Genomic DNA, 16,204 nt, shown 5'->3' with positions numbered 1-16,204 from the left:
TAAGGAAGGATTAAATAATGAATAGTGCAGTAGAGCAACAATTAGAAGAGCTTGGTATTGAAGCTTATTTAAAAGAACATCAATACAAATCATTACTTCGATTTTTAACTTGTGGTTCGGTGGACGACGGTAAAAGTACCCTCATAGGCCGATTACTCCATGACTCAAAACAAATTTATGCAGATCAGTTAGATGCGGTTCATGCAGACAGCCAACGCGTAGGGACGACGGGCGAACGCCCTGACTTAGCATTATTAGTTGATGGCCTGCAAGCAGAGCGTGAGCAAGGGATCACGATTGATGTTGCTTACCGCTATTTCTCAACTCAAAAGCGTAAGTTTATTATTGCCGATACACCGGGACATGAGCAGTACACCCGTAATATGGCGACCGGCGCATCTACCTGTAATGTTGCAGTTATTTTGATTGATGCTCGTAAAGGGGTGCTTGATCAAACTCGTCGTCACTCTTATATCGCTAACCTTCTTGGTATTCGTCATTTTGTGGTCGCGGTAAATAAAATGGATTTAGTTGATTACTCCCAATCTCGCTTTGAAGAGATTAAAGAAGAGTACTTAACGTTTTCTAAGAAGTTAAATAATCCAAGCCTAGATATTTCAATTCTACCGTTATCAGCCCTAGAAGGAGATAACGTGGTAAACCAGAGTGAAGCACTGGCTTGGTATCAAGGTGTACCTCTACTAGAGGTGCTTGAGAACATAGATATCGATTCAGACAGAGGTAATGGAGAATTCAGATTTCCAGTGCAGTATGTGAATCGTCCAAATCTAGATTTTCGTGGTTTTGCAGGCACCGTTTCATCGGGTGGCATCGCTGTTGGTGACGAAATTGTAGCGCTACCATCGGGTAAAAAATCAAAAGTGGCCCGTGTTGTGACGTTTGATGGTGACTTAGAGTCAGCACAAGCAGGACAAGCGGTCACTCTAACTCTAGAAGATGAAATTGATATTAGTCGTGGTGATTTGTTGGTGAAAGCGAACTCGAGCTTACAAGCAACGAATCAGTTTAAAGCTGAGATTGTATGGATGACAGAAAAAGGGTTAGAACCAGGTCGTCAGTACGACATTAAAATTGCCGGTAAGAAAACGGTAGGTCAAATTGATGCGATTCATCATCAGGTAAATATCAATAGCCTAGAAACCTTTGATGCACCAGAGCTGCCATTAAATGGTATTGGGTTGTGTGATGTGTCATTAACGGAAGCGGTAAGCTTAGATCGGTACCAAGATTGTGCAGACACTGGAGGTTTTATCTTTATCGATCGTTTAACTAATGTGACGGTAGGGGCAGGGATGATCCAAAACCTATCTGAATTAAGTGATGTGAAGCCTATCAATGATAATGTCAGTGCTTTTGAGGTGGAGTTAAATGCGTTAGTGCGTAAACATTTCCCTCATTGGGGAGCACAAGATATTTCTAAGCTTTTAAGTTAATGACTTAAAAAGGAGCTGTCTATGGCATGGGAACAAGGATTCGTTCTGGCTTTATTGGCTCTAATTATTGTGAGTCTATTAGCAAGTAAATTAAAACCAAGCGTTATCTTTGCAGGGGCAGCGTTTATTGCTTTTATGCTAGGGATGATTGATTTACCTAGTTTGGCAAAAAACTTTACTAACTCGTCACTGTTAACTTTGGTGTTATTAATCCTGAGTTCTTGTGCTTTAGAAAAAACACGCCTTATCAGTTGGGTTGGGCGCCATATTTCGGAAGGAAGGTTAGGGAGTGTGGTAGGCAAATTGGGCTTATCAACCGCTATTCTTTCTTCTTTTACTAATAATACCGCAGTGGTGGTGTCGTTAATTGGAGCAATAAAGCGCAATCAACGTCACGCACCTTCTCGCCTGCTTATTCCTCTTTCTTACGCTGCAATTTTAGGTGGTACCCTAACTCTAATTGGTACTTCTACCAATTTAATTATTAATAGTTTTGTCGAAGATGCAGGTTTACCAAGTTTAAGTTTCTTTGCACCAACGACCATTGGTATCGCTGTGCTACTTGGTGGGTTATTCATTCTAATACCACTAAGTTATTTATTGCCCCAGTACGATGAAGGCCATCAAGATGAGTTGCCTTATTTCTTAGAGGCAAGAGTCGAAGGAGGCTCACCATTGGTTGGTAAGTCGATTGCAGAAAATAACTTAAGAGCATTAAGAAAACTATTTTTGGCTGAAGTGATTAGAGAAGGAAAAACAATAGTATCAGTTGATCCTGAGATGGTGCTATTAGCCGGTGATAGATTATTGTTTTGTGGTGATATTGAGAGTGTGACTACATTACAAGAAATTAATGGTTTAACACTTTTTGGTCAGCACCATTTAAATGGTCAAAACTTAATTGAAGTGGTGGTGAGCCAATCGGCCTCCATTCGTGGAAAAAGCATTAAATCTTCGAAATTTAGAGATCGTTTTGATGCCGTGGTGGTTGCGATTCGACGTGGACACGAACGCCTTGAAGGGGGGTTAGGTAAGATTGAACTTCAAGCCGGAGATACGTTAGTTTTAGTACCGGGAAAAGATTTCGAACAGAGTAAACAGCAGTTAAAGCGTGAATTTGTCATTATTAGTGATCTTGATTCTGCAGCAAAACTGGATGGCGATAAAAGTGCGCTAGTTTTGTTGGGTTTTGCTGGTGTTATTGCTGCTGAGTTATTGAATGTATTTCCAATTATCAAAGGGTTGTCTGTTTATATTTTGGCATTATTAGCGCTTGGTGTGATTAATATTGGAGAACTACGCCGACGCTTTCCTATCGACATTGTCGTTATTGTTGGGGCTGCACTCTCTATTGCTCAATTAATGTTGTCATCGGGTTTGTCGGTACAGCTCGGCAATATGTTCATGGAGTTATTTAACGGTTGGGGAGTTATTGGTGCCTTGATTGCGGTTTATTTAATTACCTTAGTGCTAACTGAGTTAATTACTAATAACGCAGCAGCGGCTTTGGCTTTCCCTATCGGGTATAGCATGGCGCTAGGCTACGGGGTTGATCCAATGCCATTTATTATGGCGGTATTATTTGGGGCAAGTGCTAGTTTCATATCTCCTTATGGCTATCAAACCAATTTATTAGTATTTAGTGTGGGTAATTACACGCTACTTGATTACGTAAAAGTGGGGTTACCCATGTCGATTATTTATTCGGTTTTGGTACTTACGTTAATCCCTTATTTTTTCCCATTTTAATTCAAGGATGAAACATGACTGTCAAAGACGTTGTGAAAGATGAAAATATTGTTTGGCACCAACATTCAGTAACTAAAGACACTCGCTCTAAATTGAAAAACCAGCAGCCAGCAGTGCTTTGGTTTACTGGGCTATCTGGCGCAGGGAAATCAACCATAGCTGGAGCATTAGAAAATAAATTAGTAGAGCTTGGTTATCATACTTATCTGCTAGATGGAGATAATGTTCGTCATGGTTTATGTAGTGATCTAGGCTTTTCGGATCATGATAGGCAAGAAAATATCAGACGTATCGGAGAGCTTTCAAAATTGATGGCTGATGCCGGGTTAATTGTATTAAGTGCGTTTATTTCACCTCATAGAGCAGAGCGCCAAATGGTTCGAGAATTACTACCAGAGGGCGAGTTTCTAGAAGTATTTGTGAATACGTCTTTGGATGAATGTGAAAAAAGGGACCCTAAAGGCTTGTATAAAAAAGCACGAACAGGAGAAATAAAACACTTTACAGGGATTGATTCTGAATACCAACAGCCGTTAAATCCTGAGATCGATTTGCCTGCGGGTAAAGAGTCAATTGATGCACTTGTTGAGCAATGCTTAATAGCCTTGAAGGCAAGAGCGATTATTCAGTAAGAGCGATTTTTCTCATCGCATTACCTATCTAAATACCTAAACATAAGCCCTTATATATTTGATTATTTAAGGGCTTTATTATGAAAAGAAGAAAGACAATTAAGCTGTTGTTGAAATGGTTTTCTTTACGTCAGTTTCCACAATGAACTTTTGACTTAGCAGGCTAATGAGATTGTCGTAATAATTTTCATTAGGTTTATTCCCTAATAACTTACATAGCTCAGCCCCTGTTGGACTGAAGCGGTAATAAACAAGTCTAGCCCCTTTTTGGATTGGTTTTATCGCAATGTTTTTACCCTGATATTGCAGCGGTAATGCGGGTTCAAACTCTATTTCTCCAGACTCTAATTCAGTGCCAAGCAATAAGCCTAGTTCAATAAGCAGCAATAAACTGGAGTAAGGAAGCTTATAGTTACCTAAATGAACCAGTTGTGGGCCTTCTGTTTTATACAGATTGAAGAGAGTGCCAGCGCATTTATAGCCGAGAAGTAATTTTTTACTGTTGTCTTGTCCAAAACTACAGGCTAATGAGGCTGCTCGTTGAAATGTTTGTGCTTCTCGTTGAGTCATGTCTTTTAACACTTTGAGTGCTTTCATTGACGTTGAACCGGGAGTGATGAGCTCTTGTTTAAAAATCTGGCTCCATAAACGCTGCATGGATGAGTCATGGATATCTTTAGCCATTTCAAAAAAACGATGAAGCCAATCAGGGTCGGGCTCTCCCGCAGTCTCATCATTACAATAATCATAAGCAAATTTAATTATTTGTTCTAAGTTTTGCTGTTGCTGCTCACGTAATAATTTCTCTCGATACAAAGCGCGTTTTAGAAGTGTTTCTTCTGGTTTCGGTGTTTGCAGTTTTGCAGCAAGACCTTGTTTTACCGCGATCTCAGTAAGTCGACGAGCACTACTTACAACGTAATGTTCTTTCTTGTGTGTTGGTTGTTCTTTTATTTGCTCATCTTTTGTGATGATTTTTTGTGGTGAGTTCATGATTAACCTAGCCCTGAGTAACGGTTCTCTTTTTATATTATCGGTATTAGAAAATAAAAACTTTAATCTCAAAACAATAATTAAGAAAAACTAACAAAAAGAGAGAGTCTAAATATGGTGAAATGATAAATTTTTGTTAAAATAACAAGTGTGGTTTTTACAAGGGGGATTTTATGAAAGGGTCAAATTTAAAAAAAGTATTGTATAGTGTAGTGATTGCAACGAGTTATACTGCAACGCTAGTCTATCTTTCCCATTATATATAACAATAGGAAAGATAAACGCGAGTTTACATATAAGTTACATTTTATTCGTCATCATATTCTTCTAGGCTAATTCCTTCAATAAGATAGCCGGTCTCTGCTAATTCACTATTGATGGTTTCTGTTTTTAGTGTCCCTACTATATAAATGACATCCCATAATTGTTGTATTGGTGCGCCTTTTTTAAATTTCACATAAATGATTTGATTTGGTGGTGGTGGTGGTACGTGAATACAAGCCCCAAAGTAAGGTACCAGTAAAAACTCAGTAATTACCTTGTCATCACCTTCTAAAGGAATAACAAATCCTGGTATTTTTACCATGCTACCATTTAATTCTTGTCGAACTCCGCCAACAAGAGATTGCTGCATTTGGGCACCATTATGATCAACTTTAGGCATACCTACCGCATCAAATTGATTTCTTTCTTGTTCAGGAACTAAGTCAATCCAATCGAGTTTTAATACTTCATTACTTATTGCGCTAAAGGGCAGAAGTAATAAGAAACAGAGTAAGAATTTCTTTTTCATATTTATCCTTAAAGTCTAATTGTCATACCGTCACTCAATGAGTGTCGATATGCTTGAATGGCAGGTATGACGCCAATAATAAAACCAGAGCACAGAACAAGAGCTAACAGCTTTAATTCGTATAAGCTAGGTAATGTAAGTTCAATGGCAATGCTATAATACTGTTGGATTATGGGTTGTAATATAGATAAAGAAAGATATAAACCCAGTAGGCCTACGATGATCCCAAAAGTCGTTATTACGACGGCTTCGCTGACAAGTAGGGCAAAAATATGTTTAGGTTGAGCTCCCATCGATCTTAATATCGCCATCTCTCGTCGTCTTTCTTGTAAGCTAGTCAATAAGCTAGTGAGCATTCCCATTAACCCAGCAATGACTACAAAAACAGAGACAGCTAATAAAGCTTGTTCTGCCATCGACATCATTCCCCACAACTCATGTAAAGCTATACCAGGAAGAATGGCACTAAGGGGTTCTTTGCTGTAATCATTAATATAGCGCTGAAGAGCAAAAGTCTGAATCTTTGAGTTAAGCCCTAGCATGAACGCTGTAATTTCTTTGGGCTCAAATTGATGTTGCTCTAATGTTTTTGCATCAGGGGTATTACCTAAATGAGCTCCGCTCTCCCAGCCAACATGTATCGCTTCTATCGCGCCTAAAGAAACATGTAGAGTTTTATCTACAGGTGTTCCTGTTGGAGCTAAAATACCAGTAACGGTAAAAGGTAAATTATCATGGCGAGTAAAGGATTGATCACTAATCCCATGAGCAATAACTAATTTATCACCTAATTGGTAGTTTAGTTTCTTTGCCACATCGGCCCCGAGAACAACATCAAATAAGTGTGAGAATGGCTTACCTTCTTTAAACGTTAGTGGCTGTTTTTTTCCATATTGGTAAAAACGAAAGTAATCTTGGTTGGTTCCCATGACTCTAAAGCCTTTATGAGAATCGCCTAGAGAGATTGGAATTGACCATTTTACTGATTTTTGATTGCTGATCTCTTGATAACTTTTCCAATCAATATTGTTGGTGGCATTACCGATACGGAAAACTGAATAAAGCAGTAGGTTAACCTGACCAGAGCGTGCACCAACAATTAAGTCTGTGTTAGATATAGTATTGGCAAAGCTGGTTTTTGCTTGGGTTCTAATGCGCTCAACCCCCATCAATAGCATGACAGAAATAGCGATAGTGAGTATGGTTAATATTACGGTAGTTTTACGGTTTTTTAAGCTCTTCCAGGCTAACTGAGCAATACCAATCACAGCACGTCTCCCACATTATTTAGGGTTCTTAAATCAATACAACGATCAAAAAGAGATTCTAAGCTTGGATCATGGCTAACAAAGAGTAGCCCTGCACCACTATTTTCACACTCTTCCATTAAGAGTTGAATAAAAGCAAAGCGACTGTCGTGATCTAATGCTGAGGTTGGTTCATCTGCAATGATCAATTTGGGTTTTCCAATAAAGGCTCTTGCTGCTGCGACTCGCTGCTGTTGACCAATACTCAAATCAGTAATCGGCTTACTAAAATGTGAAACAGGTAACTGAAGTTGATTGAGTAGGCGTTCCGCCTCTTTTATAAGCTCTAGTTTTGATAGTTCTTTTTTTGAGGAAAATTGGTATGGCAAAATCACATTATCAATAACAGAAAGATAAGGCAGTAGGTTAAACTGCTGAAATATATAGCCAATATTATCTGCTCTAAATCGATCTCGCTGATTTGATGTTAATTGGTTAATGTCAGTACCATTAATACTAACGGTTCCTTCGGTAGGGGATAAGATCCCTGTAAGGAGGCTAAGAAGGGTTGATTTACCACTGCCGCTTGGGCCTTTGATAAATACCTTGGTTCCTTGTTGTTGCTGGTAACTTGGAATATTAAGAGTTTGCTCTGTGTGGTTTGGCCAACAAAAAGTCAGATTTGATAATTCAATTATATTCATATTAATAATGACGGTGTTGCCACCGTCATGCCTAAATTATAGAGCAAGAACTGCTTTTTTAGCGGTTAAGGTTGCCGCTTTCTGTCCTGAATCACCTAAATACTGAACGGTCATTTTTTGAGTATGAGAAAAGACATTAAACCATTGTGTTTCGACTTGGTTTAGCTCTGAGATTGTTTCACAGTGGTATTCATATTGAGCTGTAAATTCACCGTGTTCACTTTGGTGTTCTTCGTGGTGCTCATGCTTATCATGGTCATGTTTATCATGGTCATCGTCATCGTGCTCAGCATGATCATCATGCTTCATGCTATGTGAAGCATGTACCTCTGAAATTTTACAGTTAGCAGACTCTGGCAGAGAGAAAATTGCATTTGGCGTTTTTAGTTTAGCAATAGCTTGCTCTAATAACTGCTCTTGTTCTTTGTTTTTAGGAGCGTGTTCAAATCCTACAACGTCAGACCCTGGCGCAGTGATTTCAAAAAGTAAATGGTCACCATCTTGAGCAATATTTGTTTCTACAACACCATGAACGTGTGCCCCGTGTTGACGATGTTCAGAATGTTCATGATCGTCATGATGATGATCACCTGCATAAGCCATTAGTGGGGTTGAGAATAAGGTACTAGAAATCATTAATCGTAGAGCATTTTTTTTATTACAGATAAGCATAATTGCTTCCTATTATCTAAGTGTTATAAATGTGGTGTATTTATGAATATTAGACGACAGGTAAGGGAGGTGCTCGCGAGTGTACGGTTATTGAAAATGGGGCACTATTTTCAACAATAGAGAATACTAATCTAACAATAACTTGAGGAATGATCGGGGGAGAGGCGATATGTACAATAAAACCAGAACCAATAGAATGAAACAATTGGCAGTGATGGTTCTCATGGTGCTGTGCATTAGCATCAATTTGGTGATGGGCAACCAATACACTAAACAGCGTTAGAGTAATAGCTAAACTCCAATTTAACCAACGCTGTTTAGTAAAAAAGTACGATTGCATTGTACCGCCTTAAAAAGAGTATAAGCGGTAAATGTAATAATATAACAATTGATAATCAAGCCATTTATTTATAGCTGAGCATGGATTAGGGCTATGACTTGCTGAATTTCACCAGAAGATAGCTTTCCTTCCTTAACAAAAATGACATTCCCTTTTTTATTTTGAACAATAATAGTTGAGCTTTCAGGCTTAAGATCCCAAGCGCTTGCTACCTTACCATTTTCATCAAGAACCATAGATGACCATGAAAATTCTTTTTTATTCTCTTCAGCAGATGACTTTACAAATCCACCAGTACCCCAAATAGAATCATCTTGATTGATAATAGTTGTAGTTTGATATGTTGATTCAGGGAACTTTTCTAAGGTGATAGCACTCATAAGATCGGCGTTCATTGCTTTTGCACTGCTTCGGCCTGCAATGGCTTGTAAAACTCGAACCTTTCCTTTTAGCTGATCACTGTTCCATTTTTGATAAGTAGGGGTGTCGTTGGTGTAAGTTATTTCGCCATATTGTTTAACTGTTACTGATGGTACTGGTTGGTTTAATGAAATGTTGTGAGCTAAAGAAAGAGAAGGCAATAGACAAGCGCTAAGAGCGAATAGCTTTACTGTGTTCATTTTTATTATCCTTAGAAATAAGAATTTGTAGTGTAGTGCAGAGATTAATAAAAAGCGATTCTACCAGTATAAATCTATCAATCGTAAATTGTTGTAAAAAAGTAAAGTCCAACTTGTCGCACGCTGTTTTGCGAACTATAATGTTAATCAAATGTTTAATTAGAATGCCATTTAGAACGTGAATGGCAAAGTTGTATATTTTTGATGGACGTTTAATGAACACCTTATATGGATTATTGAGGTAATGGCTATGTTTAGAAATTTTAAGGCTTATAGACCACTTCAAGTGGCTCGCTTTGTTAAAACCCTATTTAAAGGGCAACTTCATATTGAAGGTATTGGTTCTTTTGAATTCGATGAGGGCAAACTACTGATGCCAAATAAAGAGAATAGAAAAATGTTATCAGTAATGAGTGAGGTAAATCAGCACATTCGCCAACTTTCAGTAGTGTCAGCGTAATATTATAGACAGTGTTAATGATATTAAGATTGAAAGGTGCTCGTGATGAGCACCTTTTCTGTTTATAGGAAGCAGGCTCCAGTCCCACCTAACCCGCAGTAACCATCAGGATTTTTTGCTAAATATTGTTGATGATACTCTTCGGCAAAATAGAAAATATTTATAGGCAGTATTTCTGTGGTTATTGGTGCATTAATACCTTGTTTCTCTAATGCGGTTTGGTATTGCTGCTGCGTTTCTTCTGCAATTAGCTGTTGTTGTTCTGAATTAGTATAAATAACAGAACGATACTGTGTTCCTATATCATTACCTTGACGCATTCCTTGTGTTGGATTGTGATTTTGCCAAAAAGAATGAAGCACAGTCTCAAGGGAAATAAGAGTAGGATTAAAGACGACTTTTACTACCTCAACGTGATTTGTTGTTCCCGCACAGACTTCTTTATAGCTTGGGTTTATAGTTTCTCCTCCTGCATACCCAACGGCAGTTGAATAAACTCCAGACAATTGCCAAAATAAACGCTCTGCACCCCAAAAGCAGCCCATGCCTAAATAAATAACATCATGGTCTGGAGGGGTTGCTTTTAAATCAACCAGTGTAAGAAAGTGGGGGGAAAGTGAATCTTGTTTATTTATGGTCATGTCGTATCCTTCAACTGAGTCATTTAGAAGACTTTTACCTTGTGCTACTCTACAAAGCGAGTAAATTACCATTACATAGAATGCATTCATGAATCAATAGAATAATTATAAGTATGACAAAGAAGTTACCCCTCTTATTTATTTCTTATTTGGCTCTACTCTCAGTAAGAGTATCAGCACAAACAGAATTGGAAATAGAGGGTTTAGAAGGATCTTTGCTGAGTAACGTTGAAGCGTATATTTCAGCTATACCAGAAGAGGAGTACTCTACTTCACTTCGTTTCCAATCTCGCCTTGAAAAAAATGCCCGAGATGCACTTAAAGCGTTAGGTTATTACGATCCATCGATGAATTTCTCCATTGAAGGTAAAGAAGGCGATCATACGTTAGTGTTTAGCGTGAATGCTGGCGAACCTGTTTATATCTATGTCAGTGATATTACTATAACGGGAGAAGCAAAAACGGATATTGATTTTATCAATGCAGTTGATAATTCCGGGCTAAATCTAGGTGAAATAATTAATCATGGTAAATATGAAGATCTAAAAAGAACTTTGCAGAACTTAGCGTTAAGAAAGGGTTATTTTGATGGTGAATTTACTTTAAGTCGTTTAGAAATCGCACCAGGACGGCATCAAGCTTTGGTTCTTTTGCATTATCAAAGTGGTCAGCGCTATCATTTTGGCAATACAAAGATCGAAGGAAGCCAAATTGAAGAGTCGCGAGTTCGCTCAATTATCCCTTTCAAAGAAGGCGATCCATACCTCGCAAGTCAAATTGGTGAGTTAAATCAATCCCTATCTAATACTGAATGGTTTTCATCTGTTTATGTTGAGCCAGATTTAGATGCTGTCGGAACAAGTCGACAGCTACCAATGAATGTACATTTATCACCTCAAGTTCGAAATCAATTAGAAACCAGTATTGGTTACTCAACCGATGTCGGTGTTAGAGGCAAGATCCGTTGGAAAAAACCATGGCTTAATGAATATGGACACAGTTTAGATACAGGACTTTCTATCTCTAAACCGGAACAAGAAGCGACAGTATCGTATAAGATCCCGCTAGAGCAGGTACTTAAAGATTATTACATTGCTAAGTATGGTTTGAAGAATGTCGATAACCGAGATACCGACAGTCTAGAGTCAAATTTGGCTTTTGAGCGTCATTGGGTATTTGATTCGGGTTGGCATAGAACCATCTATACCCGCTTTCTTTATGAAGAGTTTACTCAAGGGATCCAAGATGGCACAGCTTGGTTAGTTTTACCTGGAATGTCATTTTCTAAAAGTCGTTCACGTGGTGGCACCATGCCTATGTGGGGGGATAAAAAAACATTCAGTATAGAGGCAACGGATCAAGCATTAACATCCGATGCAAAATTACTGCGTCTTTTAGCTCAGGGTGCAATAGTCAGAAGTATTGGTGAAAATCATCGTGGTGTAGCAAGAGGCGAGATTGGAGCTATGTATACGGATAACTTTTATAAGCTCCCTCCTTCTATTCGGTTCTTCGCTGGTGGTGATAATAGTGTTAGAGGTTATGGTTATGAAGAAATCTCACCAAAAGATAAAAATGGCTATTTGACTGGTGGCCAATTTATGGCAACCACTAGCTTAGAATATCAATATCGAGTTGTTGGTAATTGGTGGGTAGCAACGTTTGTGGATTATGGTGACGCGTGGATATCAACTCCTGATTGGAAGATGGGCGCAGGTTTGGGTATACGATGGGCATCGCCAGTTGGGCCGGTTCGTCTTGATTTCGCTTGGGGTTTGGATGCTGAACCTGGAGATGAATTTAAAGTACATTTCACTTTAGGACCTGAAGTATGAGTTCTTTAGAAGAAAACCAAGAGAAATTATTCGATGCAAAGCAAAAGAAAAAGCATCGCTTTAGTCGTCACTGTATTTGTTTAGCACTATTTTTCCCAATACTAATCTTGGTTCTACTCTTATTGGTAGGTGCTATTGTTTTTACTAACCCAGGATTAAAGTTGCTTGTTTGGGGGGCAGAAAAAGCATTACCTTCTTTATATATAGATAAAGTTGAGGGGAGTGTATTACCTGAATTTTCATTAAGTGGGATATCTTATCAAGATAAGATGTTTATTGATGCCAAAGTAAATTATTTGAGTGTTACTTTTACCCCTGAATGCTTAATGCAACCGGCACTTTGTGTTGATGATATATCTATTGATGGTTTGACATTAGTCTTGCCTGAGTTGCCTGAAACTCAAAAAACCGAAGAGCCGGAGCCCGTAGAGCCAAGCCTTCTATTTATTCCTATCCCTATTAATGTAACGAATATTAGTTTGAATAATATTGATATGGATATTTTAGGTAACCGTATTCAATGGCGATCATTTAATACTGGTGTAAAACTACATCATAGTGATTTGACAGTTACTCCTCTTGCTTGGGAAAAGGTAAGCGTCGAGTTAGCTAAACAAAAAGCATCTCAAGAAAATACAGATGAATCACCAAAAGAAAAACCAACCTCAAAAATTATTCTTCCCTCTATTTATATGCCATTAAATATTAATGTTGAGAAATTTGCCTTACGAGATTTTACGTTACAGCAAGACTCTCAAATTAAAGTAAATCAACTCGATTTTATTGCTAAGGCTGGGGAACATGATGTCCATGTAAAAGATTTTTATTTAGATATGCCGCAAGCAAGTTTAAGAATGGACAGTGATGTTAAGCTTGATGGCGATTATCCGTTGACTCTTAATGCTGTTTTAAAAGTTAAAGAAACGGAGCTAAAGGGACATAAAGTGACCTTAGATGCAGAGGGAAGCGTTGCTGATTTAAAAGCCTCTGTTAAATTGAGTGGTGGATTACAAGCAAATATTGATGCTGAACTCCAGCCTTTAGAATCGACATTACCTTTCAATATCAAAGTATCAAAAGGGGATGTTTATTGGCCGCTTATTGGTGACAAATCTATAACAGCATCAATCCCTAATATAAGAGCAAAAGGTGATTTAAATAAGTATCAATTCTCAGGCTCTCTTTATATAGAGGGAAAAGAGGTTCCTCAAACAGACATTCGTTTAGAAGGTAAGGGAGATACGAGCTCTGTAAATATAAATGATTTGCTTATCGATACTTTGGGCGGGCAGGTTTCAGGTGGTGCTGAGATAGATTGGCGTTCATTACTGCAGTGGAAAGGGGATATTGATCTTCAAAATATCCAACCTGGTATTCAATGGGAAGCTGCTGAAGGTAATATTAGCGGAAGGATTTCGACTAGTGGTTCACTTACAGAGAAGGGGGGCTGGAATGCTTTGTTACCTGAGATCGATATCAAGGGGATATTTAGGAAGTACCCATTAGATGTCCATGGTTCTCTTTTTGCTCATGATAAAGATGGTAAAGGAGAGTTTAATATCGATATCCCAAGTTTAGCATTGCAGCATGGTGATAATGGTATTGAAGTTATTGGTGAAGTTAATAAAGAATTGGATTTGAATGTCGATGTTGATTTTCCTGAGTTGTCAGATAGCGTTCCTGATTTATACGGTAAGCTTTTTGGTGACATTAGATTAAGTGGAAAAATAACAGAACCTAAGATTGAACTTGATATAGATGCGCTTGGGTTAAAGTGGAAAAAAGAAGCAACGTTAAAAAAAGCGTCTATCAACGGGTATATAGTACCAATGCCAAAAATCAATGCTGATCTTCGTGTTGATTTAAGTAAAGGGCAATATAAAAAGCAGATACTTGAAGCGTTAAATATTAAATTTAATGGTAAAGAAGAAAGCCACCGTTTAAGTGTCAATCTAGATTCAAATGTCATTGATTCTTACCTCGTTATTGATGGTGCTCTCGATAGAAAAAAAGCTTGGAAGGGTGAATTATCAAAAGCTGAAGTCAAAACTGAAATTGGTCCTTGGAGATTAAATAAGAAAGCAGCATTAGCCTATGACATCCAAACCTCAGAAGTATTTGTTCAAGCTAATTGCTGGAGCCAGGGGGTAACGTCACTTTGCTTAAATAAAGATTTATTAGCGGGAAAATCAGGAATTGTTGATTTAAGCGTAAATCACTTCGAATTTAGCAAGTTAAAAGCTTTTTTCCCAGAAGAGACAAAAGTTAATGGGGAGGCTAATTTAAACGTAATTGCAAAGTGGGAAGAGCAAAAGAAACCGTATGTAAAAGCGGCTTTGTATTTACCAAAAGGAAATGTTCAGCAACAAATGGAACAACCATTAATTATTGGTTGGGATGAGATAAAAGTTAATGCAGAAATGGAAGATGATGCTCTTAATGCAAATTGGCTTATTGGTCTGACTGATAACGGTCAATTAAATGGACAGATGTTAATAGATGATTTAACAGGCAAGAAAACAATAAAAGGAATATCCAATATAGAGGCGTTGTCATTATCGATGTTTGAACCTGCATTAGGTGAATACAGTCAACTCCAAGGGATTATTAACTCAAAGATTAACTTTTCAGGTCCGATACTTCATCCCAAGTCAGTTGGTGATCTCGTTATTAATAAAGTAGTAGTTAAAGGTGAGGTCTCCCCGGTTGATATTTCTAATGGTGATATCAAAATTAAGATGAATGGTTACGATGGAGAACTTGTTTCGAAGATAACGACCCCTGATGGTGATTTACATATTAATGGTTCAGCGGACTGGCATGATTTAAAGAATTGGAAAGCTGGACTCGATGTCTTCGGTAATGAACTTCAAGTTAATGTACCTCCCATGGTTAAATTAAAAGTTAAGCCAGATATGAAAATTCGCATTATTCCGACATTAGCGAAGATTACTGGCAGTATAGGTATCCCATGGGGGAGAATTGTCGTTAATGAATTGCCAGAAAGTGCGGTTGGTGTATCAAAGGATGAAGTGATTTTAAATAATGAGCTTCAACCGGTAGAGACTGCAACCACCTTACCAATGGAAGTCGAAACCAATATCAAAATCTCGATAGGTAATGATGTGCTTCTTTCTGCATTTGGTTTAGAAGCTGGTCTTGTTGGTCAATTAAATGTAACTCAGAGAAATAAAGCGCCATTTATTACTGGAGAAGTAAATATTGAAGATGGTACCTATCGTTCTTTCGGACAAGATTTACAAATAAGAAAAGGAAAGATTTTATTTAATGGTCCAGCAGATCAGCCTTATGTAGATATCGAAGCTATTCGAAATCCAGATAATACCCAGGATGATGTGGTAGCGGGGGTTAAAGTGAGTGGTCCAGCAGATACGCCAAGAGTAGAGATATTCTCATCTCCATCTATGCCCCAAGCAAATGCGTTATCTTATTTATTAAGAGGGCAGGATATAGATAGTGAATCTGGTGGAAATGCTATGACGACGACACTGATAGGGTTAAGCCTTGCTAAAAGCGGTAAAGTAGTCGGAGAGATTGGCCAAGCATTTGGTGTGCAAGACTTACAATTGGATACCGCCGGTTCCGGTGGTGATTCGCAAGTGACAATAAGCGGTTATATAGCACCTGATTTACAAGTTAAGTATGGGGTTGGTATTTTTAATTCACTTGGTGAATTTACGTTAAGGTATCGAATTATTAGCGATCTTTATATAGAAGCTATATCTGGAGTAGATAGTGCAGTTGATTTAATTTATCAGTTTAGTTTTGATTAAATACACCTACTGTGGATAACTTTGTGGGTAAGCTGTTAGGCTGGTAGGGGTAATAAAGTATAAGTTTTCTATTGCTTAAATGACCATCAAATAGAAAGAAAACATACAAAAAAATGCATTTAACGCTTGCTAATGTGATCGAACTCCCTATAATGCGACCTCACTGACACGGAGCGCTCAACCTAGAGTAGCAAAGGGTTGGTGATAAGATGGTTGAAAAGTTTAGTTTCAAATAAGTGCTTGACACTGAAACTTAAATAGATAAAATGA

Annotated in this window: 14 protein-coding genes; 6 read left to right on the top strand and 8 right to left on the bottom strand. The window is 38.0% G+C overall.

All coding sequences use genetic code 11. From position 1 onward, the window contains the following. The first annotated feature begins 17 nt into the window (after positions 1-17). The 3 genes from cysN to cysC are packed head-to-tail and all read left to right on the top strand — an operon-like array spanning position 18 to position 3,835. A complete protein-coding gene (gene cysN / locus PVK71_RS15330) occupies positions 18-1,454 on the top strand; it encodes a sulfate adenylyltransferase subunit CysN (RefSeq protein WP_274419828.1) in 1,437 nt (478 codons plus the stop codon). A 21-nt stretch (positions 1,455-1,475) separates the two neighbouring features. Then, entirely contained in the window at positions 1,476-3,203 is a 1,728-nt protein-coding gene (locus PVK71_RS15325; protein WP_274419830.1) for an SLC13 family permease, read from the top strand. A 14-nt stretch (positions 3,204-3,217) separates the two neighbouring features. Beyond that, positions 3,218-3,835: an adenylyl-sulfate kinase gene (gene cysC, locus PVK71_RS15320; RefSeq protein ID WP_274419831.1), complete on the top strand. Its 618-nt coding sequence runs from the start codon at positions 3,218-3,220 to the stop codon at positions 3,833-3,835. A 99-nt stretch (positions 3,836-3,934) separates the two neighbouring features. On the opposite strand, the gene PVK71_RS15315 is transcribed toward cysC, so the two are convergent. From PVK71_RS15315 to PVK71_RS15285, 7 genes are all read right to left on the bottom strand, one after another. Next, entirely contained in the window at positions 3,935-4,828 is an 894-nt protein-coding gene (locus PVK71_RS15315) for a TIGR03899 family protein (protein WP_274419832.1), read from the bottom strand. 307 nt (positions 4,829-5,135) lie between these two features. Further along, complete coding sequence (locus PVK71_RS15310; RefSeq protein WP_274419833.1) at positions 5,136-5,621, bottom strand: DUF3299 domain-containing protein; 486 nt, start codon at positions 5,619-5,621, stop codon at positions 5,136-5,138. 8 nt (positions 5,622-5,629) lie between these two features. Continuing rightward, positions 5,630-6,889: an ABC transporter permease gene (locus PVK71_RS15305; RefSeq protein ID WP_274419834.1), complete on the bottom strand. Its 1,260-nt coding sequence runs from the start codon at positions 6,887-6,889 to the stop codon at positions 5,630-5,632. Further along, positions 6,886-7,572, bottom strand: a complete 687-nt coding sequence (locus PVK71_RS15300; protein ID WP_274419835.1) for an ABC transporter ATP-binding protein — start codon at positions 7,570-7,572, stop codon at positions 6,886-6,888. Before PVK71_RS15300 ends, PVK71_RS15305 begins: the two co-directional genes overlap by 4 nt. 36 nt (positions 7,573-7,608) lie before the next feature. Beyond that, positions 7,609-8,244, bottom strand: coding sequence for a zinc uptake protein ZrgA (zrgA, locus tag PVK71_RS15295; protein ID WP_274419836.1), 636 nt, complete (start codon positions 8,242-8,244; stop codon positions 7,609-7,611). Between the two features lie 49 nt (positions 8,245-8,293). Continuing rightward, a complete protein-coding gene (locus tag PVK71_RS15290; RefSeq protein WP_274419837.1) occupies positions 8,294-8,584 on the bottom strand; it encodes a DUF2607 family protein in 291 nt (96 codons plus the stop codon). 68 nt (positions 8,585-8,652) lie between these two features. Continuing rightward, entirely contained in the window at positions 8,653-9,204 is a 552-nt protein-coding gene (locus PVK71_RS15285) for a YtfJ family protein (RefSeq protein ID WP_274419838.1), read from the bottom strand. 250 nt (positions 9,205-9,454) lie between these two features. Here PVK71_RS15285 and PVK71_RS15280 point away from each other — a divergent pair, with 250 nt between their 5' ends. After that, the gene (locus PVK71_RS15280) at positions 9,455-9,664 is read left to right on the top strand and encodes a DUF1107 domain-containing protein (RefSeq protein ID WP_274419839.1); all 210 of its coding nucleotides are present in this window, start codon (positions 9,455-9,457) and stop codon (positions 9,662-9,664) included. Positions 9,665-9,726: 62 nt separating this feature from the next. Here the strand turns inward: PVK71_RS15280 and msrA are convergent, their stop codons facing one another. Continuing rightward, positions 9,727-10,305, bottom strand: a complete 579-nt coding sequence (gene msrA / locus PVK71_RS15275; RefSeq protein ID WP_274419841.1) for a peptide-methionine (S)-S-oxide reductase MsrA — start codon at positions 10,303-10,305, stop codon at positions 9,727-9,729. A 113-nt stretch (positions 10,306-10,418) separates the two neighbouring features. Here msrA and tamA point away from each other — a divergent pair, with 113 nt between their 5' ends. Both tamA and tamB read left to right on the top strand, forming a co-directional pair. After that, positions 10,419-12,140 carry an autotransporter assembly complex protein TamA gene (gene tamA / locus PVK71_RS15270; RefSeq protein WP_274419843.1) on the top strand — a complete coding sequence of 574 codons (1,722 nt, stop codon included), beginning with the start codon at positions 10,419-10,421 and terminating at the stop codon, positions 12,138-12,140. Then, on the top strand, positions 12,137-15,934 hold the full coding sequence (tamB, locus tag PVK71_RS15265; protein ID WP_274419845.1) for an autotransporter assembly complex protein TamB: 3,798 nt from the start codon (positions 12,137-12,139) through the stop codon (positions 15,932-15,934). Before tamA ends, tamB begins: the two co-directional genes overlap by 4 nt. Positions 15,935-16,204: the final 270 nt, after the last annotated feature.

The organism is Aliivibrio sp. S4MY1 (assembly GCF_028765545.1).
GTDB lineage: Bacteria > Pseudomonadota > Gammaproteobacteria > Enterobacterales > Vibrionaceae > Aliivibrio.
This window is presented reverse-complemented; position numbering and strand designations above follow the sequence as displayed.